This window comes from Alicyclobacillus herbarius DSM 13609, from assembly GCF_000430585.1.
GTDB classification, from domain to species: Bacteria; Bacillota; Bacilli; order Alicyclobacillales; family Alicyclobacillaceae; genus Alicyclobacillus_G; species Alicyclobacillus_G herbarius.
The window spans coordinates 121,959-143,042 of sequence record NZ_AUMH01000007.1; the positions used below are offsets into that span (position 1 = coordinate 121,959).

General features: G+C 57.7%; 23 protein-coding genes, 1 tRNA gene and 1 rRNA gene. All 25 read left to right on the forward strand.

Annotated features, from left to right (window positions below):
• Positions 1-4 precede the first annotated feature (4 nt).
• Entirely contained in the window at positions 5-1,159 is a 1,155-nt protein-coding gene (locus H522_RS0106555; protein ID WP_026961708.1) for a glycosyltransferase family 4 protein, read from the forward strand.
• A 376-nt stretch (positions 1,160-1,535) separates the two neighbouring features.
• The gene (rsmD, locus tag H522_RS0106560; RefSeq protein WP_026961709.1) at positions 1,536-2,078 is read left to right on the forward strand and encodes a 16S rRNA (guanine(966)-N(2))-methyltransferase RsmD; all 543 of its coding nucleotides are present in this window, start codon (positions 1,536-1,538) and stop codon (positions 2,076-2,078) included.
• Between the two features lie 61 nt (positions 2,079-2,139).
• Complete coding sequence (gene coaD / locus H522_RS0106565; protein ID WP_026961710.1) at positions 2,140-2,649, forward strand: pantetheine-phosphate adenylyltransferase; 510 nt, start codon at positions 2,140-2,142, stop codon at positions 2,647-2,649.
• Complete coding sequence (locus H522_RS18010) at positions 2,649-3,452, forward strand: patatin-like phospholipase family protein (RefSeq protein ID WP_035452892.1); 804 nt, start codon at positions 2,649-2,651, stop codon at positions 3,450-3,452. The genes coaD and H522_RS18010 overlap by 1 nt, the downstream gene beginning before the upstream one ends.
• Before the next feature lie 52 nt (positions 3,453-3,504).
• A complete protein-coding gene (locus H522_RS18015) occupies positions 3,505-4,011 on the forward strand; it encodes a YceD family protein (protein ID WP_051343978.1) in 507 nt (168 codons plus the stop codon).
• Between the two features lie 79 nt (positions 4,012-4,090).
• Positions 4,091-4,267, forward strand: a complete 177-nt coding sequence (rpmF, locus tag H522_RS21000) for a 50S ribosomal protein L32 (RefSeq protein ID WP_081411936.1) — start codon at positions 4,091-4,093, stop codon at positions 4,265-4,267.
• Between the two features lie 174 nt (positions 4,268-4,441).
• On the forward strand, positions 4,442-5,011 hold the full coding sequence (gene fapR / locus H522_RS0106580; RefSeq protein WP_026961711.1) for a transcription factor FapR: 570 nt from the start codon (positions 4,442-4,444) through the stop codon (positions 5,009-5,011).
• Positions 5,008-6,021: a phosphate acyltransferase PlsX gene (gene plsX / locus H522_RS0106585; protein WP_026961712.1), complete on the forward strand. Its 1,014-nt coding sequence runs from the start codon at positions 5,008-5,010 to the stop codon at positions 6,019-6,021. Before fapR ends, plsX begins: the two co-directional genes overlap by 4 nt.
• Before the next feature lie 4 nt (positions 6,022-6,025).
• A complete protein-coding gene (locus H522_RS0106590) occupies positions 6,026-7,009 on the forward strand; it encodes a beta-ketoacyl-ACP synthase III (RefSeq protein WP_035452894.1) in 984 nt (327 codons plus the stop codon).
• Positions 7,010-7,042: 33 nt separating this feature from the next.
• Positions 7,043-7,993, forward strand: a complete 951-nt coding sequence (gene fabD, locus H522_RS0106595; RefSeq protein WP_026961714.1) for an ACP S-malonyltransferase — start codon at positions 7,043-7,045, stop codon at positions 7,991-7,993.
• On the forward strand, positions 7,990-8,727 hold the full coding sequence (gene fabG, locus H522_RS0106600) for a 3-oxoacyl-[acyl-carrier-protein] reductase (protein WP_026961715.1): 738 nt from the start codon (positions 7,990-7,992) through the stop codon (positions 8,725-8,727). The genes fabD and fabG overlap by 4 nt, the downstream gene beginning before the upstream one ends.
• 126 nt (positions 8,728-8,853) lie before the next feature.
• A complete protein-coding gene (gene acpP / locus H522_RS0106605; RefSeq protein WP_026961716.1) occupies positions 8,854-9,087 on the forward strand; it encodes an acyl carrier protein in 234 nt (77 codons plus the stop codon).
• Between the two features lie 90 nt (positions 9,088-9,177).
• Positions 9,178-10,416, forward strand: a complete 1,239-nt coding sequence (gene fabF / locus H522_RS0106610) for a beta-ketoacyl-ACP synthase II (RefSeq protein WP_026961717.1) — start codon at positions 9,178-9,180, stop codon at positions 10,414-10,416.
• A 99-nt stretch (positions 10,417-10,515) separates the two neighbouring features.
• Positions 10,516-11,235 carry a ribonuclease III gene (gene rnc, locus H522_RS0106615; protein ID WP_026961718.1) on the forward strand — a complete coding sequence of 240 codons (720 nt, stop codon included), beginning with the start codon at positions 10,516-10,518 and terminating at the stop codon, positions 11,233-11,235.
• On the forward strand, positions 11,216-14,791 hold the full coding sequence (gene smc / locus H522_RS0106620) for a chromosome segregation protein SMC (protein WP_026961719.1): 3,576 nt from the start codon (positions 11,216-11,218) through the stop codon (positions 14,789-14,791). The genes rnc and smc overlap by 20 nt, the downstream gene beginning before the upstream one ends.
• Positions 14,766-15,716 carry a signal recognition particle-docking protein FtsY gene (gene ftsY / locus H522_RS0106625; RefSeq protein ID WP_035452896.1) on the forward strand — a complete coding sequence of 317 codons (951 nt, stop codon included), beginning with the start codon at positions 14,766-14,768 and terminating at the stop codon, positions 15,714-15,716. Before smc ends, ftsY begins: the two co-directional genes overlap by 26 nt.
• A gap of 35 nt (positions 15,717-15,751) precedes the next feature.
• The gene (ylxM, locus tag H522_RS0106630) at positions 15,752-16,117 is read left to right on the forward strand and encodes a YlxM family DNA-binding protein (protein WP_026961721.1); all 366 of its coding nucleotides are present in this window, start codon (positions 15,752-15,754) and stop codon (positions 16,115-16,117) included.
• Positions 16,118-16,183: 66 nt separating this feature from the next.
• Positions 16,184-17,647 carry a signal recognition particle protein gene (gene ffh / locus H522_RS18020; RefSeq protein ID WP_081411937.1) on the forward strand — a complete coding sequence of 488 codons (1,464 nt, stop codon included), beginning with the start codon at positions 16,184-16,186 and terminating at the stop codon, positions 17,645-17,647.
• A 37-nt stretch (positions 17,648-17,684) separates the two neighbouring features.
• Complete coding sequence (rpsP, locus tag H522_RS0106640; RefSeq protein ID WP_026961722.1) at positions 17,685-17,957, forward strand: 30S ribosomal protein S16; 273 nt, start codon at positions 17,685-17,687, stop codon at positions 17,955-17,957.
• A 94-nt stretch (positions 17,958-18,051) separates the two neighbouring features.
• The gene (locus tag H522_RS0106645) at positions 18,052-18,282 is read left to right on the forward strand and encodes a KH domain-containing protein (RefSeq protein ID WP_026961723.1); all 231 of its coding nucleotides are present in this window, start codon (positions 18,052-18,054) and stop codon (positions 18,280-18,282) included.
• A gap of 34 nt (positions 18,283-18,316) precedes the next feature.
• Positions 18,317-18,742 carry a YlqD family protein gene (locus H522_RS0106650; protein WP_245578042.1) on the forward strand — a complete coding sequence of 142 codons (426 nt, stop codon included), beginning with the start codon at positions 18,317-18,319 and terminating at the stop codon, positions 18,740-18,742.
• A 127-nt stretch (positions 18,743-18,869) separates the two neighbouring features.
• Positions 18,870-19,430, forward strand: coding sequence for a ribosome maturation factor RimM (rimM, locus tag H522_RS0106655; protein WP_026961725.1), 561 nt, complete (start codon positions 18,870-18,872; stop codon positions 19,428-19,430).
• A 4-nt stretch (positions 19,431-19,434) separates the two neighbouring features.
• The gene (trmD, locus tag H522_RS0106660; protein ID WP_026961726.1) at positions 19,435-20,205 is read left to right on the forward strand and encodes a tRNA (guanosine(37)-N1)-methyltransferase TrmD; all 771 of its coding nucleotides are present in this window, start codon (positions 19,435-19,437) and stop codon (positions 20,203-20,205) included.
• Between the two features lie 268 nt (positions 20,206-20,473).
• Positions 20,474-20,550: transfer RNA gene (locus tag H522_RS0106665), tRNA-Arg, on the forward strand.
• A 441-nt stretch (positions 20,551-20,991) separates the two neighbouring features.
• Positions 20,992-21,084 (forward strand): 16S ribosomal RNA (locus H522_RS0106670); the annotation flags it as partial.

A 21,084-nucleotide genomic window follows, 5' to 3' on the forward strand; every position in this document is an offset into this window, starting at 1 on the left:
CGGCATGCGGATTGCCATGTTCACGGAGACGTTCTTGCCGAATACAGACGGGATTGTTACTCGCCTGTGCGCAACCCTGCGACACCTGGAGAAGGATGGGCACAAAGTGTTGCTGTTTGCGCCGGCAGGCTCTCCCACGGAATACGCGTCCGCACGGGTGATAAGCGTTCCGTCATTTCGGTTTTTTCTCTATCCCGAGAAAAAGTTTCCGATGCCGTGGCCAGTTGGGCGTACTTTGAACGAGTTTGGGCCGGACCTGATTCATGTCGTGAATCCAGCGTTTGTCGGGCTGGCTGGGATCTGGTACGCAAAGCGATTGCGCTTGCCGTTGATTGCCTCGTACCATACCAACGTTCCGACTTATGCCCGGCACTATCACCTGGACTTCTTGGAGCCTGCGCTCTGGTGGTATTTTCGCTTGCTGCACAATCAAGCGGAGATCAATTTATGTACCTCCAAAGCGACGTTGGCGCTGTTGGAGTCCCAAGGCTTTCGCAACCTTGGGTTGTGGGAACGGGGCGTGGATGTCTCGTTATATCAGTCTGCGCGGCCGTCGGAGACGATGCGGCGAAAGCTTGCAGGACCTTTGGCGGAAGGGGATAAGATCCTGCTTTACGTCGGTCGGCTCGCCAGCGAGAAGGAGATTGAACGTTTGCGTCCGGTGCTTGATGCGGAGCCGAGGGTTCGACTGGCGATTGTCGGGGATGGGCCGTATCGGCCTGAACTTGAGAAGATATTCGCCGGGACGAACACTGTCTTTACGGGATACATGCACGGGCAAGAGCTGGCGGAAGCTTATGCTTCGGCGGACGGATTTGTCTTTCCCTCGACCACGGAGACCCTGGGGCTTGTCTTGTTTGAAGCGATGGCCAGTGGTCTGCCGGTGCTGGCGGCGGACAGTCCGCCGACACGAGAGGTTTTGGAGAATGGACAAGCCGGGTTCATTTTTGATGCAAAAAACCCAGACAGCCTGATTGAAGGGGTACGTGAGTTATTGTGGAACGAGCCGCGTCGGCGGTCGGTGTTGAAGCGGACTCAACGGATCATCGACAGCCTGGACTGGAGCGGTCCCACAGAACAACTCCTGACTCACTACCGTCGTCTGTTTACCGAACAACCGGCCATACGTTCGACACCAGTGAGCGGATCGCGCTTGTGAACACGATTGCGAGTTGGCTGACCATTTATTCGATCTGGTGAAAGACCCGCATATTTCCGAACAGCAAAAACCCACGCCCGGGTACGCGTGGGTTTTTGCCGCTTTGCTCCGTGGAGACTGCTCACACCGTCTCGTTTGGGCAATGGCGTTTATTCTGGGAGAGGAGAAACCGGAGGAAGAGCTTATGGGGACTAAGTCTTCTCCCACGGTTGCCAACAACAGCTCTCGCCGTTGCTATTCCCATGATTTCCATATAGACGGAATTTATACATGGATGGGTAAACATCCAATCGAAATCCTTTTTGATGGACTCGGTTGGGCACGCCCATGATGGGTGTGGCATAATAGGGGAAAAAGCGCTCAGGGAGGGCTCGCCGTGCGGATTATAGCCGGGCAGTGGCGTGGCTTGCGTTTGCACAGCCCCCCAGGCACCTTGGCCAGGCCGACGACCGACCGCGTCAAGGAATCGATGTTCAATCTGCTCGGACCCTTTGCGGGCCACGAACAGGTTGTCGATTTATTTTCCGGGTCCGGGGCGCTCGGTCTCGAAGCGCTCAGCCGTGGGGCCCGCCACGCGGTGTTCGTGGATAAGCACCCAAAGAGCATTGCCACCATCCGCCGCAATATTGCCGCGTGCGCCGCCGAGGACCGGTGTACCGTGTGGCAGATGGATTGGCGAGCGGTCTGGCCGCGATTGACAGGCACTCGGATAGACTGGGTATTTGTCGATCCGCCCTATGCGCATCGTTTGTGGGTCCCGGTTCTTAGCGCCGCGGCTCAGTTCCAACCGGGCGTAGACGGGCTTGTCTGTGAACACCCCAAGGAGACAGAGCTTCCCGCCCAGGTCGGGCCTTTTTGTGTATGGAAGACCCGCGCGTACGGCGATATTCAGGTGACTATCTATACCCAGGGTTCATGAGGTATGTAGCTGACCGGCCGCTGGATTCCGACTCCGCCGACACAAGATGGAGATGAAGCATATGAGACTGGCAATCTATCCAGGTACGTTTGATCCGTTCACCAATGGTCACCTGGATGTCGTCAGGCAGGCGGCTCTGCTGTTCGACGTATTGGTGGTCGCTGTCTTGCAGAACCCGGCGAAACAGCCGCTGTTCAGCGTCCCAGAGCGGATGGACTTTATTCGCTTGGCGACCCACGCCTTGCCGAATGTCGAAGTCGATCAGTTTCAAGGCCTGCTGGTGGAGTACGCCAAGTTACGCGGGGCAGCTGCGGTGGTCCGCGGACTTCGAGGGGTGGCCGACTTCGAGACCGAACAAAAAATGGCGCAGATGAATCGGCATCTACTGCCCAGTTTGGTCACGGTCTTCTTGCCCACCTCACCCGAATACGCTTATATCAGTTCCTCGTTGGTGAAGGAAGTCGCTGCTTACGGGGGAGATGTGACCGGTTTGGTTCCGGATGAGGTTGCCGCAGCGTTCATGGCCCGCGCTCAGCGTGCAACCGATGGAACGGGGCGAGGTGAAGCATAATGTCCAAACGGCGCATCGCTTTGGCGCTGGGCTCGGGAGGCGCCAAAGGATTTGCGCACGTCGGGGTGTTGCAGGCACTCGTAGAACACCAGATTTCTGTGGACATTGTGACCGGATCGAGCATGGGGAGCTTGGTCGGTGCCTTCTATGTGACGGGGATGTCGCCCAGTTTTATGGAGAAATTGGCGTGCACGCTCCGCTGGCGGCATTGGGTGGATTTAACGGTACCCAAAGTCGGATTGATTGCGGGGGACAAAGTTCATCAGATGGTCAAACTACTGACACGTGGGCTGCGGATTGAGGAACTTGAGATTCCCTTCGCTGCTGTGGCCACAGACCTCGTCCAGCGGCGTGCGGTGGTCATTCGCGAGGGACTTCTGGCCGACGCCGTACGGGCCAGTATTGCTATACCAGGGGTATTTGTGCCGCTGCGGCTAGGTGGACAGGTGCTCGTAGACGGCGGGGTGATCGAACGGGTGCCTACGGAGGCAGCAAGGGCATTGGGTGCAGATTTGGTCATTGGGGTAGATGTATCGACCGGCGCTCCGTCCGTTCCCGAGACGATGCTCGACGTGATTATGCAGTCTTTGGAAATCATGCAGGAGCAACTGCTGGTTCAACACCCGGCTGATTTGCTGATTACTCCCGATTTGTCCACAATCGGCAGCTCACACTTTCATCGGGCCAAGGAAGCGATTCGCATTGGCTATGAAGCCGCTAAGGTACGCATACCGGATATTGAAGATTTGATTCGTTCTTCTAGAGAGGGACATCCACCCCTGCGTGCGCCAGGCTCCTTGTGATCACCACAAACGAAGAGCGAGCTTAGCCGCACCGGTGACGAGGTGAGTACACGTGCAGATAGATTTGGAAAGGGTTAAGCATCATCCGATTCACGTCGAAGGTGTGGTTGAGTTGCCGCGTGTGGCCGACGAAAACCCGCAGGTGCAGCGAATTGAACCGGTGTCCGTTCAGGTGGATGTGGATATCAAAGAAGAGCAATATTCCCTGCGCGGTTCCGTAAAGGCCACGGTAGAATATGTATGTTCGCGCTGTTTGGAGCCGTATTCCGCCAGGCTCGAGACGGAGTTTGAAGAGTCCGTCACGGAAACCGAAGCCGCCACTGTGCCTGGAGAGTCGGTCGCCGGCCGTCCGACCAAATTGCTTTGGCTCGATCCGTATGTGGAAGAAGCGGTCAACCTGGCGCTTGAGTATCGTCCACTGTGTCGGGAGGATTGCCGCGGATTGTGCGTGGAATGCGGGTGCAATCTGAATGAACATCAGTGTCATTGCGACACACGACGTGTGGATCCACGGTTGGCAGTACTCGCCGACTTGCTTTCTAAGGACGATTCGGAGTAATATCATGCGTGGCGGAGTCTCGGCAGTAAGCTGCCGACAGCACGTATTGTGCGGACAGCCTGCAAGGGAGGTGTAGGGAATGGCGGTACCTCAACATAGAATCTCCAAGACGAGGAAGCGCATGCGCAGGACCCACTTTAAGCTGGAACTCCCTGGCATGGTTCGTTGTCCGGAATGCGGCGAGTATAAACTGTCGCATCGCGTCTGCAAGAATTGTGGTTCGTATAAAGGGCGTCAGGTTGCATCCAGCAAGTGAGCAGCTCGGCGCATGCGAAGCGAACAAGGAGCCAACCGAAATCGGCTCCTTGTTCGCTTTTTCAATTTCTGCGGACTTGCGTATTGGAAGGGAATCGGGTATTTTAGAACTACGTTTTATGAGTAGGTAATAAGTGCCCGGTGGGAACCTCCTGTGGGAAGTGAGGGATGAGGGCTGCGCAAATCTGAACGCAGATTGGCATTGGTTCGCGTGTTGACCGAAAATCCATTTGCTACAGATGAACAGTTAGCCGAAACGTTCGGCGTCAGTGTCGCGACCATCCGTTTGGATCGTCAGGCCCTGAATATTCCCGAGGTGCGGGAGCGCATTCGGCGTGTGGCGGCAGACCGGCAGGATGAGGTGCGAGCGCTGGACGAGCAGGATGTGGTGGGTCGCATTGTCCGGCTCGAACTGAATCACGTGGCCATCTCTGAATTGCCGATTACTTCGCTGCACGTGTTTGCTCGCAGTGGTATTGTTCGTGGTCACGTGCTCTTTGCCCAGGTGAACTCTCTGGCCATGGCGGTGATGGATGAGGAGTGCGCCGTGACGGCGAAGACAGAGCTGCGCTTCTACCGTCCCGTTCGACTCGGCGAGACGCTGCGGGCGCGCATTGACGTGGTTGCGCGTCACTCCGGGATTAGCAAGTGTCGTGCACATACCGAAGTGGATGGAGAGACAGTTCTGGATGGCTGGATTTGGGTCGCCAGGGCTTCTGCCAGAATGCGGGAGGGACAGGATTGAAACTAGCAGTAGATGTCATGGGTGGTGACTTGGGCGCGCAGGCACCGGTGGCGGCCGTACAAGAACTGGCCAGTACCCACCCAGACGTGAAATTTTGTTTAATTGGTACAGAAGCGGCGGTATCAGCAGGGACGGCCCGGCTTCCGTCGAATGTTGAGGTGGTGACCAGTGAATCGGTGATTCAACCCGATGAGGAGCCGGTGCGGGCCGTCCGTCGCAAACCGGATTCCTCGCTGGTGATGGCCGCCCGGATGGTGCGAGAGGGCCAGGCGGACGCGATGGTATCGGCGGGAAATACGGGCGCTTTAGTCGCCGCCGGACTACTCACCATCGGACGGTTGCCTGGGATTGAACGCCCAGCCCTGGCCCCAGTGCTCCCCACATTTCAAGGCCAAGGCGTGCTGCTTCTCGACGCGGGGGCGACCATGGATGCGGCGCCGGAAAACCTGGTTCAGTATGCACATATGGGGACCGCGTATTCGGAGCACGTGCTGGGGGTGGAGCGACCGCGCGTTGGTTTACTCAATGTGGGAGCTGAAAGCACGAAGGGGAATCATTTGACCAAAGCGGCTTACGACCTGCTCGTAGAGGCAGGTTTGAATTTTGTAGGCAACGTGGAGGCACGCAATCTCTTGGATGGAGACTGTGATGTGGTCGTCTGCGATGGGTTTGTCGGCAATGTGGTGTTAAAGTTGACGGAAGGCATCGGCCTGGGCCTATTTAAAGCTTTAAAGCAAACTGTCTCCACGGCTGGCGTAACCGCGAAACTGGGAGCTCTACTGTTGGCCCCGCGTCTGCGCGCGTTTGCCGCTGAGTTTGATTATGCAGAATACGGTGGCGCACCCTTTTTAGGGGTCGCCGGCGGCTGCATCAAGGCGCACGGAAGCAGTAATCAGCGTGCGTGGTACACCGCCCTCTTACAAGCCATTCGCTTTTGTGAACAGGACGTCAATGCGAAGTTGATTTCTTCCCTCGAGCGTCAGGGTTCAAATCCATCATGTGGAGAGTGATAGGGTGGCGATTCGGGCAGGGATTTTGGGAACCGGTTCCGCGCTTCCGGACCAGGTTCTGACGAACGCGGACTTGGAAAAAATGGTGGATACCGATGATGAATGGATTACCTCCCGTACTGGGATTAAGGAGCGTCGGATTGCCAGGGAAGGGGAAACCACGTCCGATTTTGCAACACTGGCAGCCAGTCGGGCGCTGGCCGACGCGGGGGTTGCGGCGGCGGACCTCGATTTGATTTTATGCGCTACGGTAACCCCGGATATGATGTTTCCGGCGACTGCTTGTTTGGTACAGGACCGCTTGGGGGCACAGCATGCCGGAGCGATGGACGTCTCGGCGGCCTGTACCGGATTTTTGTACGCGGTTTGTACAGCGGCGGCCATGGTCGAGGCCGGACGCTACCGGAATGTACTGGTAATTGGCGCCGACCTGTTATCTCGAATTATCGATTATAAAGACCGAACGACCTGTGTTCTGTTCGGAGACGGTGCGGGTGCGGCGGTCGTAGGGCCGGTCGAGGGCGAGCGGGGCTTCCTGTCTTTCCACTTAGGCAGCGACGGCGGTGGAGGCAAACACCTGTACCTTCCTGCCGGCGGATCGAAAATGCCGGCCACAGCCGAAACCATCGAGGGCCGGATGCACTATTTGAAGATGGAAGGGCGAGAGACGTTCAAGTTTGCCGTTAAGGCAATGGCTGCGTCGACGGAGCGTGTACTGACGGAGGCCGGGTTGACGCGGGAGGACATTGATTTACTGGTTCCCCATCAAGCCAATATCCGCATTATTGAAGCGGCCCGGGACCGCTTTGGGATTCCCGAGGACAAGGTGGTCGTCACCATCCACAAGTACGGAAACACGTCGGCGGCATCGATTCCGATTGCGCTGGACGAGGCCCGTCGAGAGGGACGAGCTAAGATCGGGGATGTTGTCGTGTTGGTCGGGTTTGGCGCGGGACTCACTTGGGGCGCCGCGGCGCTGCGGCTATAAGCGCGCGTCCGTAGGACAAGGAGGAATGCGGTCGTGAAGTGGGCGTTTGTCTTTCCCGGACAGGGAGCCCAGTACGTCGGAATGGGCAAGGAATTGATGGAAAAGCATTCTGTGGCCAAACAGACGTTCCAGGAAGCCGATGAGGCATTGGGATTTTCACTGACCGAGCTGTGCCTGGAAGGCCCAGAAGACAAGCTGCGCCTGACGTATTATACCCAGCCGGCCTTGTTGACCATGGGCGTGGCCGCCTATCGAGTCTTTAAAGAACAAGTGGACGTGCAACCGACCGCTGTGGCTGGGCACAGTTTGGGCGAGTACACCGCGCTCGTTGCTGCAGGTGCGCTGTCGTTTGCGGATGCGGTACGGCTCGTGCACTTGCGTGGCAAGTGGATGGATGAGGCCGTTCCGGCTGGCCAGGGAGCGATGTCGGCGGTCTTGGGAATGGCGCCGGCCGAATTGGAGGCCGTATGCAAGGAGGCAGCCGAGGAGAGCGGCGAAGTTGTGGAGTTGGCTAACCTGAACTGCCCGGGCCAGATTGTCATCTCAGGCACGGCTGCAGGCGTTGCGGAGGCTGGGCGTCTGGCCAAGGAACGTGGCGCGCGGCGGGTTCTGCCGCTCGAGGTGAGCGGTCCCTTCCACTGCAGTCTGATGCGCCCAGCCGCATCCAAACTGGCGCAGGCATTGGCAGAGACGGCCATTCAGGACGCTGCCGTGCCGATTGTAACAAACGTGGATGCCGAGCCGGTTTCCTCTCAATCGGAACTTCAGTCGGCCCTAGAGCGTCAGTTGTATTCGCCGGTCCGATTTGAAGAGGATGTGCGGTGCATGCTTGACATGGGAATTGAAGGATTTATCGAATTCGGGCCGGGTACGGTTCTCTCTGGCCTGATCCGAAAGGTTCAGCGATCTGTTGTGACGTTGCATGTGGAGGATGAAGTTTCGCTTACAGAAGCTGTAAGTGGAGTCAAGGAGCGTGAGCAATGATGGGGCGAGTTGCGATTGTCACCGGGGCGTCGCGGGGAATTGGCCGCGCGATCGCGATTGAACTGGCGCGCGAAGGCGGCCAGGTGGTCGTCAATTACGCGGGGCGGGAAGCAGACGCCCGTGAAACCGCGCGGCGCATCCAAGAAGCGGGCGGCCAAGCTATCGTGGAGCAAGCCGACGTGAGCCGAGCCGCAGACGCCGATAGGCTGGTCGAATCGGCGTTGGCCGCTTTTGGCCGTGTCGACGTGTTGGTCAACAACGCGGGCATCACGCGCGACACGCTGCTTATGCGCATGAAAGACGAAGACTGGCAGGCCGTGCTTAATACCAACTTGACAGGGGCGTTTCACATGTTGCGGGCGGTGGCGCGTCCGATGATGAAACAACGCTTTGGGCGCATCATCAATGTGACCTCGGTGGTCGCGTTGGTCGGGAATCCAGGTCAGGCCAACTACGTCTCCGCCAAGGCAGGATTGATTGGCTTGACGAAGAGTGCGGCGCGGGAACTGGCCGGACGCGGAATTACGGTCAACGCGGTCGCCCCAGGGCTGGTGGAGACCGAGATGACCGCTGCTCTGCCCGAGCAGGCGGTGGCGCACATGATGGAACAAATTCCGCTGGGGCGCATCGGACAGCCTGAAGATGTCGCGGGCGCGGTGGCGTTTCTCGCTTCGGACGCAGCCGCTTACATCACTGGACAAGTAATTGCAGTCGACGGCGGCATGGCGATGTAGTATACTCAGGTTCCATGTAGTATACTTTGCCCAGAGGATGGCGCAGATGAAAAGCGTCCCTGGCGTTTGGCAGTCTTACCGCCACAAAGCGCGGACAAGCTGCCCAAAGAACTAGGAGGTGAAAGGATGGCCGACACGTTTACGCGAGTGAAAAACATTATCGTCGACCGCCTTGGTGTGGATGAGGACAAGGTGACTTTGGAGGCTACGTTCAAGGATGATTTGCAGGCAGACTCCTTGGATGTTGTCGAGCTGATTATGGAGCTCGAAGACGAGTTCGACCTGGAAATCTCCGATGAAGAGGCGGAGAAAATCAGCACCGTTGGGGATGTTGTTACATACATCGAACAGCACCAATGAGTTAAAAGACAGACGAATGTGAGGCAACAGCCATTCTTGAAGTCCCGTGCGTGTGCCGGGGCTTTCTGTCCATCTAGGCGGGGTGACAACGTGAAACGACGAGTCGTTATCACCGGGCTTGGAGCCGTCACGCCACTCGGGAACGACGTATCGACCTTTTGGGACAATCTTGTCGCCGGACGGTCCGGGATTTCCCGAATCGAATCGTTCGACGTCTCCAATCTACCGGTGCAGATTGCCGGTCAGGTAAAAGAATTCGAAGTCGAAAAGTACTTGGATCCGAAGGAGGCCCGCCGGATTGACCGCTTCGCGCAGTTTGCCATCGCGGCAGCCGCGCAGGCCCTGAAGGATTCAGGATTGGATATCAATGGGGAAAACGCAGATCGAGTCGGTGTTTATATCGGCTCGGGGATTGGCGGCATTCAGACGCTGTTAGAGAATCATATCGTACTGCGCGAACGCGGGCCGCGCCGCGTAAGCCCGTTTATGATCCCGATGATGATTGCCAATATGGCATCTGGGCATGTCTCCATCCTGACGGGCGCTCGTGGGCCCAACAGCGCCTCCGTATCCGCCTGCGCCACAAGCACCAACGCCATCGGCGACGCCTATAAGATCATCGAACGGGGTGCCGCAGATGCGATGTTGGCGGGCGGATCGGAGGCGGCCATCGTGGACCTGGCGATTGCGGGCTTTGCCAACATGAAGGCTCTCTCCACGCGCAATGACGAGCCTACGCGAGCCAGCCGGCCGTTTGACAAAGACCGCGACGGGTTCGTGATGTCCGAAGGCGCGGGTGTGTTGATGCTCGAGTCTCTAGAACATGCACTGGCCCGAGGGGCACGCATTTATGCGGAGATTGTCGGCTACGGGATGTCTGGCGATGCGTACCACATCACGGCCACGCCGCCGGACGGATCGGGCGCGTATCGAGCGATGCGGGAAGCCTTGCGAGATGCAGGGCTTCGCCCGGAAGATGTGGACTACATCAATGCGCATGGAACATCAACGGAGCTTAACGACAAGTCGGAGACGTTGGCGATTAAAGAACTGTTTGGCGAACACGCCTACCGGTTAGCCATCAGTTCCAACAAGTCGATGATTGGACATATGCTAGGGGCGGCTGGCGGCGTCGAGGCCGTGGCCACCGTGAAAACCCTGGTCGAGGGAATCCTGCCTCCCACTATCAACTATGAGACTCCCGACCCGGAGTGCGACCTCGACTATGTCCCCAACCAGGCGCGCCAGGCGCAGCCTCGAGTGGCGATGTCGAACTCCTTCGGATTCGGCGGCCACAATGCGGCCATCATCCTAAAAAAGTACGCTTAAGCCCGCAACTGCACACGCCGCGCGACGATGTGGCGTGTGCAGGCGATTTGCCGTCATCGAGAGATGAGAGAGTCAAAGCCATGAATAGGAGTGCCTGTGGTGTCGAATAAATGGGTAGAGTTGCAGGAACGATTGCAAATTCACTTTCGTTCGGAACCGCTCTTAAAGCAGGCGTTTACGCACGCTTCGTATCGGAATGAACATCGCCGTTCCTCTCTTCAGGATAATGAACGTTTGGAATTCCTTGGTGATGCCGTTTTGGAACTGGTTGTCAGCGAGTATCTGTACCGCACCATGCCGAGCGTTTCCGAAGGGGAAATGACACGACTACGGGCCGCGATTGTCTGTGAGCCTTCCCTGGTGAGTTTTGCCCGGCGGGTGCAGTTTGAGCGCTTTGTCCGACTGGGCAAAGGAGAGGAGCGCTCTGGAGGTCGCGAACGGCCAGCCTTGCTCGCCGATGTATTCGAAGCGTTCATTGGGGCTCTGTATCTAGATCAGGGTCTGGAAGCGGTGAAGGCGTTTGTGGAGAAGTATGTGTTTCCGTATATCGGGCAAGGGATTGCCCCGGATTATAAGACGGCTCTGCAAGAGTGGGTGCAGCAGCATTTGGGAACGCAGCTGGTGTATCGGGTGGTCGATGAGCGGGGGCCCGCCCACGCGAAACAGTTCAGCGTCGAGGTTGTGATTGGGAACCGTGTGATGGGCAGCGGCGTCGGGAGATCGAAAAAAGAAGCGGAGCAGAAAGCGGCGCAGGCTGCCCTCCATATGTTGCAGGAGGGGGCCGCGAGGGGGCCTGAAGGTGTTTCTGAAGCGCCTTGAAATCCTTGGTTTTAAATCCTTTGCCAATCGGACTGTGCTCGACTTTTCGGCTGGGATAACCGCCGTGGTCGGACCCAATGGCAGTGGGAAAAGCAACATTTCCGATGCCATCCGCTGGGTGCTTGGCGAACAGAGTGCGCGTAGCCTGCGCGGCAGCAAGATGGAAGATGTGATTTTCGCGGGCAGCGATACGCGTAAGGCGGTCAATTTTTGCGAGGTCTCGTTGACCTTGGATAACAGCGACAACCGTCTCCCGGTCGTATTCGATGAGGTGACGGTGACGCGCCGCGTCTACCGAAGCGGAGAAAGTGAATACCTTATCAATCGCAAACCGTGTCGACTGCGGGATATTACCGAACTGTTTATGGACACCGGCTTGGGCCGTGAATCGTATTCGATTATCGGCCAGGGGCGGATTGAGGAGATGCTTTCCACACGCCCCGAAGACCGGCGCGGACCGTTCGAGGATGCAGCAGGCATTGTGAAATTCAAGTATCGGCGGAAAGAGGCCGAACGGAAGCTCGACGAAACAGCCGCGAATCTTGTACGTATCGACGACATTCTGGCCGAATTGGAGAGTCAGTCTGGTCCACTGCAGGCGGAAGCGGAAAAAGCGCTGGAGTACAAACAGCTTGCCGACGAGCTCAATCGGTTCGAGATTATGCTGTTGGTTGCGGATATTGAGGACCTGAAACGGCGCTGGGAAACCAGTGTCCAGACGGTGGCAGGACTCACGCAGCAGCGGGCTGAGGCGCAGCAAGCGGTCGAGCAGGAACAAGCGGGGTTGCACGCTGCGCGCGCCCAACTCGATACCCTTACAGCGGCCGCCCAGGAGCGGCAGCGGCAGGAGGTCCAGGCGGTCGAACAACGACAGCGCCTGGAAGGGCAAATTGAGGTTCTGGCGGAGCGAGTCAAGAACCTTCGCGATACGGTCGAGGACCGCCGACAGACGCAAGAACAGACGGAGGCGGAAACGGACGAGTTGATTCGCCTCCATGAACAGGAGCAGCAGCGGCTCGCGCAGATTACGGCCCAGTTGGAGGCGAAAAGCGGCGAGCTTGAGGCGGCCGCTGAAGCGGTCGATCCGGACGTACGCGCGCGCCTGGAAGCTGAGATTGAGGACCTGAACAGTCAGTTATTTGAAGCGCATCAGCGGGCAGCTCACCTACGCAACGAAATTCGGTCTGCGGAAGAAGCCCAGTCGGGGGAATCGCGTCGACGCGAACGGCTCTTGGCGGAACAAGCGCGCTGGGAGCAAGAGTTGGCCACCCTGGATGGCGAGGTGGAGAAGACGGCCGCAGAGAGGGAGCGGTGCCTGCAGCAGTTGGAAGAGGCCAAGAATTTACTGGATGTCTCCAATCAGGCCGTACGACAGGCGGCTGAGCAGGAAGCGGAGGTTGTTCAGAACCTGCACCAACTGGAGTCCAAATCGTCCTCACTGCGCTCGCGCCTCGAACTGTTGCGTGACCTCGAGCAAGGCTATGATGGCTATGCGTCCGGGGTGCGCACGGTGCTGCAGGCGGCGGACAAAGGGCGACTGGAGGGTATCCACGGGGCCGTCGCGGGGTTAATCCGTGTTGACAAACGGTTGGAACTGGCGATTGAAGTAGCGCTGGGGGGTGCGTTGCAGAACATCGTGGTCGATGATGAGGCCAGCGCACGGCAAGCCATCGCTTGGCTCAAACGTCGACAGGCGGGTCGGGCAACGTTTATGCCGCTGAGCGTGATTCAGAGTCGGCGCATGAACGATCGGGATCGGCAAAAAGTCGAAAACCACGCGGGATGGCTGGGGATTGCCAGCGATTTAATTGAGTGTGAGGCCCGATATCGGGACGTGGTTGAACACTTGCTGGGTAACGTCGTCGTTGCGAAGGACCTGACGGCGGCCAATGAGATGGCGCGGGCATTAGGTTATCGATTCCGCATCGTAACCCTGGAAGCGGATGTGGTCAGCCCGGGGGGTCTCATGTCGGGCGGTAGTCATACGCGGCGAGGCCCCGGCTTGTTGGGACGAACGCGAGAACGTGAGACGGTTGAAACGGAATTGACGCAACTTGGGAAGACCATTGAGGCACTGCGCGAGCAACAGCAGGAACTGCGGCGGCGTGCCACGGAGGCGCAGGCCAAGCAGCGGCAGGCGGGGGAAGATTTGACCCGTTTGCGCGGGCGGCTGGCGGAGTTGGAGGCAGACTTGCGTGAGTGGCAGGCCCGCAAACAAGGCGTTATCGACCGTCTCGAGACGGTGCGGCTGGAGACGGAGCAGCTGCATGTGAGTGAGACGAGCTTGCGCCAGCGTGCGGTAGAGGCTCGTGATAAACTACGGATGGTGGAAACGGAACTGGCTCAGCTGGAGGAGACCCTGAAGGCGCGGCGCCTGGAGTTGGAGCGGCGTACACTGGAGATGGCAGCGGCTCAGGAACGGGTGACTGGGCTACGGGTGGAAACGGCGTCTTTGAGCCAAGAAAAGCGACTGTTGGAGCAGCGCGTCAGGGAGCTTCAGGAGCGGATTCGGCGCGGACGCAGACGCGCTGGTGAACTGACTCGGGAAATGGAGCGCCTGTTGGCCGCGATTGAACAAGCACAGGCGGAAGCGCGCGCGCACGAGCAGCAGTTGGGAGATGTCCGCAGCGCCCTGACGGACCTGGAGGCGGAGTTGACTTCCCTCCGCCAGGCACAGCTTGTGGCCGAACAGGACGTAGCCAGTGCGGAAAAACGTCTGCAATCCGTCGGGCAGCGGTTGGCCGGGGTGGACGAGCAGCTGCGTCGGGCCGAGGTGGCCTCCGAGCGGGCCGACGCGGAACTTCAACACGCGTTAACAAGGCTCGGAGAAAATCACCACATTACCTATGAGTGGGCGAAGGAGCACTATCCTCTGGAGCACCCGGTGGCTGAGGTGCGCCGGATGGCTGAGGGGCAGCGCCGCCAGATACAGGCTTTGGGCGATGTGCGTTTGGGTGCGATTGAGGAATGGGAACGCCTCTCGCAGCGGCTTCGATTCCTGCAGCAGGAACGTGCAGACCTGGAGTCGGCGCGAGTGCAGCTGGTGGAGCTTATTGAGGACATCGACCGCGAAATGGCGGAACGCTTTTCGACCACGTTTACACAGATTCGGCACGAGTTTCAGGCCGCGTTTCGGCAGTTGTTTGGCGGTGGGCAGGCCGATTTGGAGCTGACGAATCCGGATGACGTCTTGCACAGCGGGATTGAAGTGATGGCTCAGCCACCGGGTAAAAAATTGCAGAACTTGAACTTGATGTCGGGCGGAGAACGTGCGTTGACCGCGATGGCCTTGTTGTTCGCGATCCTCCGCGTACGGCCGGTCCCGTTTTGTGTCTTGGACGAGGTGGAGGCAGCCTTGGATGAAGCGAACGTGAGTCGTTTTGCGCGCGAGCTGCGTCGTTTTGCGGATGATACACAGTTTATTGTCATTACGCACAGGCGTGGCACGATGGAGGAGGCGGATGTTCTGTATGGCGTGACCATGCAGGAATCGGGCGTCTCCGGCCTCATCAGTGTCCGTCTGGAGGGTGATGGCGAAATGGAAACTGCGGGGTGAGGTCGTGGGCTTGTTTGACAAGTTTCGGCGTGGACTCGGTAAGAGCCGGGAGGCGGTGTTCGGACGAATTGGACAGCTCTTTTCAGGCCGTCGCTTGGATGAGAGTCTATTCGACGAACTTGAGGAACTGTTAATCGCGGCGGATGTAGGGGTGGACACGTCTTTGTGGCTGGTGGGGAGGGTCCGTGAGTTGGCGCGCCGTGGGCGCGTCGACGACGCGGACGAACTTCCGCGCCTTTTGCAAACGGCGATGCTGGAGGCGCTCCAAGATGCCGATGTTTCTATGCAAAGGGCCGAACACGGGCCCACGTTATATCTGTTCGTCGGCGTGAATGGCGTAGGGAAGACGACCTCGATTGGCAAGCTAGCCCACCGCTATCGTCAGGAGGGGCAGAAAGTCATTCTGGCTGCCGGCGATACGTTCCGGGCGGCCGCCATTGAGCAGCTGATGGTTTGGGGGGAACGTGCAGGTTGCGACGTGGTTCGCCATGCGCAAGGGGCCGATCCGGCCGCCGTGGTGTACGATGCGATTGCCGCGGCACGGGCGCGATCGGCGGATGTGATTTTATGCGATACGGCTGGCCGCCTTCATAACAAGGCACACCTGATGGCGGAGCTGAGCAAGATTGCCAAGGTGGCCGCGCGGGAACTGCCGGGTTCTCCGCACGAGGTCCTGCTTGTGGTGGATGCTACGACCGGTCAAAACGCCCTAAATCAAACGCGGGCGTTCCAAGAGGCGGCCGATGTCACGGGGATTGTTTTGACCAAACTGGACGGAACGGCGAAGGGCGGTGTCATTTTGCCGATTGTGCGGGAGTATGGCATCCCGGTCAAATGGGTTGGCTTGGGCGAGGGCATCGACGATTTGGAGCCCTTTTCCGCAGAGGCCTTCGTGTCCGCGATTGCGCAGCCAGAATCGGTGTAAAGTCATTGACCTTGACAGGGATGGGGGTTCCGTGTATGATCGACAAGGCCACGCGAATGGCTAACTTGTACGATCTGTACGGAAAGTTATTGACACCGCGACAGCAACAGGTTATCGAACTGACGTACTTCGACGATTGGTCGCTGGCAGAGATTGCGGAGCACTTGCATGTAAGCCGGCAGGCGGTTCACGATAACCTGCACCGGGCGGAAGAGCAGCTGGAATACTACGAGGCCATGGTGGGGTTTGACGGGTGGCTGCAAGACATGAAGGTGCGCATTGCAGAAGCGGTGTCTGTGGGTCAAACGGTGTATCCGTTCCTGCCCAAGGCTGCCAAGGACCGTTTGCAGGTAGCCTTGGTTGAGCTGCAGCAAGCGCTGACGCGGGCGAGCACGGATTGACGAGATTCCGCGGGCGTACGGATTTGTTCGATTCGTGCATCGACCGATGTGGTGAGGAGGATCCTCTTGCTCGACGGGTTATCCAATAGTTTGCAAAAGGCGCTCGACCGGTTGAAAGGCAAGGGTAAACTCACAGACCAGGATGTCCAAACCGCCATGCGTGAAGTGAGGCTTGCCCTGCTGGCCGCCGATGTCAATGTCCAGGTTGTACGGCAATTTGTAGAGCGTGTGCGAGAACGGGCCGTTGGTCAGGAGGTCCAGAAGAGTCTGACGCCGGGGCAGCAAGTCGTCAAGATTGTTCACGATGAGCTGACGCAGCTGATGGGTGGCGAACAGGCGCGGTTGAATATGGCCTCGCGGCCGCCCACAGTGGTCATGCTTGTGGGTCTGCAAGGCGCCGGCAAGACGACTGCAGCGGCCAAGTTGGCACTCTCGTTTCGCCGCCATCAGCACCGGCCGTTGTTGGTCGCCGCCGACGTGTATCGCCCTGCCGCGGTCAAACAGCTGCAGGTGTTGGGTGCGCAAATCGATGTACCCGTATTCGAGATGGGGACGCAGGTGAATCCAGTCGACATTGCGCAGCGCAGCCTGGAGGAAGCCGGTCGTCAGGGTGCCGACGTGGTCATAGTCGATACAGCAGGCCGTCTGCACATTGATGAGGACCTGATGGAAGAACTCCAGGGGATGAAGGCGCGACTGAATCCCCATGAAATCCTCCTCGTTCTCGATGCCATGACCGGTCAGGATGCGGTTCGGGTGGCCGAAGCCTTTCACAAGGACCTCTCGCTCACCGGTATCATTCTGACCAAGCTGGATAGTGATACGAGGGGTGGGGCCGCTCTGGCGGTTCGAGCGGTCACCGGGTGTCCCATCAAGTTTGTGGGTGTCGGCGAAAAGATCGAACCCCTCGAATCGTTTCATCCGGATCGGCTGGCTTCGAGAATCCTTGGCATGGGCGACGTGCTCAGCTTGATTGAGAAGGCGCAGGAGACGGTCGACCTCGAAAAAGCGAAGGAAATGGAGGAAAAGCTGCGCAAGGCGCAGTTTACCCTGGATGATTTTCGGGAGCAACTGCAGCAGGTGCGAAAGCTCGGTCCGCTAGACCAAATCCTGAAAATGCTGCCGGGGGCGGGGCGCCTAAAGGGACTGGAAAACGTCAACCTGGACGAGGGGCGCTTCCGGCGCATCGAAGCGATTATTTCCTCCATGACAAAAGAGGAGCGTGCCAATCCTGCGATTATGAATGCCAGCCGTCGGCGCCGGGTGGCCAATGGTAGTGGGGTCACGGTACGCGAAGTGAATCAGGTCTTGAATCAGTTTGCGCAGATGCAGCAAATGATGAAACGGTTTGCTGGCGGAGGGACTAAATTCAGCCGTAGACAGGCGATGAAAGCCCTGAAGGCATTGGGCGGAGGCTTGCCGGATATGTCGGCGTTGGCAGAACTCACGCCCGGTTCCGCACCGGAGACACCTGGCGTCAGCCAGGGCGCACCGAGGCGGCACAAAGGGAAGAAAAAAAAGAGAAAGTGATTCACGCTTGTTTCACATGCACAGGAGGTAATGAACGATGGCAGTGAAGATTCGTTTAAAGCGTATGGGTGCAAAGAAGGCGCCGTTCTATCGTGTAGTTGTGGCCGATTCTCGTTCCCCTCGGGATGGCCGCTTTATTGAAGAGATTGGCTATTACAATCCGCTCACAGATCCAGTGCAGTTGAAGATTGACGAGGAAAAGGCGCTGAAGTGGCTGGGCAATGGCGCCCAACCGTCCGACAGGGTGCGTTATCTCCTCAGCCAGGCAGGGGTTTTGAAGAAGTTTCACGAATTGAAGCTGCAAAAATAACGACAGATAAGCGAACACGGATTCAGGTGAAACCCTTATCCATGCCCGGAAAACAGCTTCGATGAACAAGCCGGCGGGGCGGCAGGAGGCATACATGAGGGAACTCGTCGAGTACCTGGTGAAGTCTCTAGTAGAACATCCAAATCAGGTTGAGATCGCGGAAGAGGAGCGCGGCGAAACGCTTGTGTTGCGGGTGTCGGTGGCAGCCAGCGACGTCGGCAAAGTCATTGGGCGGCACGGGAGAATTGCTCAGGCCATTCGCAATGTCGTCGGTGCTGCTGCGCACCTTAAGGGTAAGCGAGTGCTGGTGGACATTGATTCCTGACCGTGATTCGGGTCGACACGAGGAGGACATCCGTTTGCTGACCATTCGTCAACCTGTCGCTGTCAAGATCGTCATGACGGAAACGACAAAACAGCAAATCATAGCCGAGTACCGACGCCAAATTGAACAGCTGACCATGGAGCTGGACCAGATTGAGCAGCAAGGTCGCCAAGCCATTGAGCAGGCGATGGCACAGGGCGGGGAGATTGCACAAAGGGTCCGTGAGCAGGTTGAGGAGGAACGGAATAAGCGAATCCAGCAACGGGAAGAGCTTATCCAGCAGATCCAGCAAATTCAACAGATGCCCCTCGGGACTGAGGTGCAGAATATGACGGTCGAGACAACCATCGACGTGCATGTCGGGGATGATTGGTCGGAAATCCTGCGCGGTGCGGAGATTATCGTCAAAGATGGCATTGTTCAGGAGATTCGTCAACGGGGAACAACCCTAAGCGATTGAAGGGATGTACCGCTTTACAAACGAGGGGCGCACGTTGCGCCCCTTTCTGTGTTGGGAATCGGACAGACCTGTAGCTTGGGTCCGGGTTTGCGAGCGTGTTCGGACAACCTCTGTAGGGAGGGTTTTCATGAACCTCGAATATCTGACGGTAGGCGTGATTTCGAATACCCACGGATTGCGGGGAGAGGTCCGTGTGTTTCCGAGAACAGATTTTCCGGAGGAACGGTTTTCTCCTGGGAGCGTTTTATGGTTGCGTAAGGAGGGGCAAAGCCCTTTTAAAAAACTGGTTGTTCGCGCTGCTCGTCCGCATAAGCAGTTCTGGTTGGTGTTGTTTGAAGGCTTTTCCTCCATCTCGGAGGTGGAGCCTTGGAAGGGGATGGAGTTATGCGTCCCCGTCTCCGAACGCATCCCACTCCCGGAAGGGAGTTATTATATCGACCAATTGATTGGACTGAAGGTTTATTCGTCGGACGGGACGTATGTCGGCGAACTGGTCGACGTCTTAACACCTGGAGCCAACGACGTGTACGTGGTTCGTGGACCTTTGCAAAGAAAAGACGTTTTGCTGCCGGCGATTCGGGATTGTATTCTTGACGTCAATTTGGCAGCCGGAAAGATGACCGTGGAGCTGCTGCCCGGACTGTTGGATGAGGATGTCGAAGTGAGACAGCCAGGGGGCAAGGAGTGACGGAATGCTTGAAATTTATATCCTGACCTTGTTTCCGGACATGTTTCGCGGCGTGTTATCCGAAAGTATCTTAAAAAGGGCGGTTGAGCGAGGGCACGTACGGTTTGAACTGATCAACTTTCGGGACTTCGCACCGGATCGTCATCGTACTGTGGATGACTATCCGTTTGGCGGAGGGGTGGGTATGGTGTTGAAGCCGCAGCCGATCTTCGATGCGGTTGATGACATACGCACCCGCGTGGGCAGCGTCACAAACGAACGCGTCCTATTGATGACGCCGGTGGGGCGGCCGTTTACGCAATCGTTTGCGGAGGAATTAGCCGATACCAATGGGCGGTTAATTTTTATCTGCGGGCATTATGAAGGGTTTGATGAGCGGATCGCCGAACACCTTGCGACGGATGAAGTCTCACTGGGAGACTTTGTAATGACCGGTGGGGAAATTGCTGCGATGGCGATGATTGATGCCATCGTACGGTTGTTGCCAGGCGTACTGGGAAATGAGGCGTCCGCAAAGGATGAGTCCTTTGTCTCCGGATTGTTAGAATACCCGCAATACACAAGGCCGGCCGATTTTCGTGGTTTGACCGTGCCGGACATTCTCCTGTCTGGGCACCACGAGCGAATTCGTCGATGGAGGCATCGACAGGCTCTGTGGCGCACTTGGCGTCGACGGCCAGATTTGCTCGAGCGCGTGGCGCTGTCGGCTGACGACCGCGCCCTCCTTAGAGCTTGGCAGAACGGGGATTTTTCCGACCTGGATGATGAATCGTGATGAGGATTGGGCTTAGGGTTTCGATACGGAGGGCCTCCGGTATGGAATTAGTGGCTGTATCCCGTCTCTTCGCAACCGGAGGCCTAGACCATTATATGACCGTTTTTTTGTGACGGTGTCTACAAGACGTCTAGGCGTTTGGCTATATTCGGTTTCAGGAGAGCGCGATTCCTCGGGATGGCTATGATCCTTGGGGCTGGGTCTTGCCTTGGAGCTATGGGCAGCCCTTGACTCTTGAACTGCGTATAAGACATAATATGTACGAGATGTGCCCGTAGCTCAGCTGGATAGAGCGCTTGACTACGAATCAAGAGGTCGGGAGTTCGAATCTCTCCGGGCACGCCAGGCAGCCGCCCGTCGATGCGATGTGGGCGGTTTTTCCGTGCTTCTGGGAATGGAAGAAAGGGCATGGGAAAGGGAGTGCGCAGCGAAGTTCTATCTTGACCCTATACGGTTAAGAACTTGGTTCTCATTTTCGACTTGATCTCGTTCGATAGCCGTGCTATATTAGTCAGCGTCGCCGCTCGACCGGCGGCCCTGAAAACCGCAAAACATCGGCATCCAACATCTACCGCTTGCAATTATGGCGTGTGGGTGATACGATGAACGATGCCGCTTGCGACCGGATAGCCCGGTCACTGCGGGAACAGGTGAAGCAAGTCACGAGGTTCCTTGAAAACTAAACACGCACAGAGAGTCTTGCGAACACGAACGTGATTCGCAATCAGAGCCAAGGACCGGGGTGCAAGCGCTCCCTTTGGGGCGCTGGACCCCGGGAGGCAAACTTTTGTTGAGAGTTTGATCCTGGCTCAGGACGAACGCTGGCGGCGTGCCTAATACATGCAAGTCGAGCGGACGGAAGGGAGCTTGCTCCCGGAC